The sequence below is a fragment of the Antarctobacter aquimaris genome (assembly GCF_900184945.1).
GTDB classification, from domain to species: Bacteria; Pseudomonadota; Alphaproteobacteria; order Rhodobacterales; family Rhodobacteraceae; genus Maliponia; species Maliponia aquimaris.
In genome coordinates, this window is record NZ_FXYF01000040.1 from 1 (window position 1) to 1,887 (window position 1,887).

Sequence of the window (1,887 nt, forward strand, 5' to 3'; positions counted from 1 at the left end):
GCCCACGTCGACCTTGCGCGCTACGACGCGCTGTACAAGCGGTCTGTCGAGGACCCCGAGGGGTTCTGGGCCGAGCAGGCGCAGCGGCTGGACTGGATCAAGCCGCCGACCGAGATCAAGAACACCGATTTCACCCTCGGCCAGGTCAGGATCGAATGGTTCCGCGACGGCACGCTCAACGTCGCCGCCAACTGCATCGACCGCCACCTGGCGAAACGCGGCCAGCAGACCGCCATCATCTTCGAACCCGATGACCCCAAGGAACAGGCGCAGAGCATCTCCTACGCCGACCTGCACCGCCGCACCTGCCGCATGGCCAACGTGCTGGAATCCCTCGGTGTCCGCAAAGGCGACCGCGTCATCATCTACCTGCCGATGATCCCCGAGGCGGCCTATGCCATGCTGGCCTGCGCCCGGATCGGCGCGATCCACTCGATCGTCTTCGCCGGCTTCTCGCCCGACGCGCTGAGCCAGCGCATCAACGGCTGCGACGCCAAGGTGGTGATCACCGCCGACGAGGCGCCGCGCGGCGGCCGCAAGACCCCGCTCAAGACCAACGCCGACAAGGCGCTCTTGCACTGCAAGGACGACGTCAAGTGCCTGGTGGTCAAGCGCACCGGCGGCCAGACCACCTGGGTCGAGGGCCGCGACTACGACTACAACGAGATGGCGCTGGAGGCCGGCGACTATTCCCAGCCGGTCGAGATGAACGCCGAGGACCCGCTGTTCATCCTCTACACCTCCGGCTCCACCGGCCAGCCCAAGGGCGTGGTGCACAGCACGGGGGGCTACCTGGCCTATGCCGCGCTGACCCACGAGGTGGTGTTCGACGTCCACGACGGCGACGTCTACTGGTGCACCGCCGACGTCGGCTGGGTCACCGGGCACAGCTACATCGTCTACGGCCCGCTGGCCAATGGCGCAACCACCCTGATGTTCGAGGGCGTGCCGACCTGGCCCGACGCCAGCCGCTTCTGGCAGGTCTGCGAAAAGCACAAGGTGACCCAGTTCTACACCGCCCCCACCGCGATCCGCGCGCTGATGGGCCAGGGCAAGGAGTTCGTCGAGAAGTGCGACCTGTCGAGCCTGCGCATCCTCGGCACCGTGGGTGAGCCGATCAACCCCGAGGCCTGGAACTGGTACAACGACGTCGTCGGCAAGGGCCGCTGCCCGATCGTCGACACCTGGTGGCAGACCGAGACCGGCGGCCACCTGCTGACCCCCCTGCCCGGCGCCCACGCGACGAAACCAGGCGCGGCGATGAAGCCGTTCTTCGGCGTCGTGCCGGTGGTGCTGGACCCGCAGACCGGGGCAGAGATCGACGCCTCGCCGACCGAGGGCGTGCTGGCGATCAAGGACAGCTGGCCGGGCCAGATGCGCACCGTCTGGGGCGACCACGAGCGCTTCGAGAAGACATACTTCAGCGACTACAAGGGCTACTACTTCTCCGGTGACGGCTGCCGGCGCGATGCCGACGGCGACTACTGGATCACCGGCCGCGTGGATGACGTGATCAACGTCTCGGGCCACCGCATGGGCACGGCCGAGGTCGAATCGGCGCTGGTGGCGCATGAAAAGGTCGCCGAGGCGGCGGTCGTCGGCTACCCGCACGAGATCAAGGGCCAGGGCATCTACTGCTACGTCACCCTGATGAACGGCGTGGAACCTTCGGAGGAGCTGCGCAAGGAACTGCGCACCTGGGTCCGCACCGAGATCGGCCCGATCGCCTCGCCGGACCTGATCCAGTGGGCGCCGGGCCTGCCCAAGACCCGCTCGGGCAAGATCATGCGCCGCATCCTGCGCAAGATCGCCGAAAACGACTACGGCGCCCTCGGCGACACCTCGACCCTCGCCGACCCCTCCGTCGTCGAAGACCTCATCGAAAAC

At 67.5% G+C, this 1,887-nt stretch carries 1 protein-coding gene; it reads left to right on the forward strand.

Going from position 1 to position 1,887, the window contains the following annotated elements; genetic code table 11:
* Nucleotides 1–1,887, forward strand: a 1,887-nt coding sequence (acs, locus tag MAA8898_RS25525; protein WP_094023824.1) for an acetate--CoA ligase, incomplete at both ends; no start/stop codon positions are given.